We start from the raw sequence: 523 nt of genomic DNA on the forward strand, positions 1-523 counted from the left end.
GAATGGGGCAAAGTAATCGACGTTAAGATGTTTGTCCCTTTTTTAATGATAATCATCCGTAAGGTTGTACGGTTTAGGAGTGGTAATGTTTTTGGGGGAAGGTAAAAGAGCTTTGCTTGAGTTTTTAAGAAATTTGACGCCTCAAATTTTATTTCTGACACTTGCAATAATTTTTAGCACTAAGCTCGATTTGGAGACTTTCGATTTTAGTTTTGAAGGTGTTAAAAGGTCATTCGCTTTTGTTATGTGCTTACTTGTTTTTATTGGCGCTTGGGTAGCGAATATGAGTAGCTTTATCGAGTCAGTACTTAAGTCTCCCGAAGAGCTTGAGAAAATAGCAGCAGAAATCAGATGTCAAAAAATTGCGTTTTGGAAGCGTACTTGGATGCTGTTTTGTGCAAATTGTAGATGTAACAAGCTTGTTTTTTTTGAGGTCGCCTTGGTGGTTGTGATTACACATATTGCGCTTGGTGCTGTTTTCTTTTCAGCCGTACAAAGTGCGGTTGTTAGTCCACTTGTTTAC

Annotated in this window: 1 protein-coding gene; it reads left to right on the forward strand. The window is 38.0% G+C overall.

All coding sequences use genetic code 11. The features are described 5' to 3' along the window. Positions 1-91: 91 nt before the first annotated feature. Positions 92-523 (forward strand): hypothetical protein (locus AC1DCY_RS27420; protein ID WP_477355876.1); only part of this gene is annotated, 432 nt, incomplete at its 3' end.

The sequence above is a fragment of the Lysinibacillus sp. 10T31 genome (assembly GCF_056394365.1).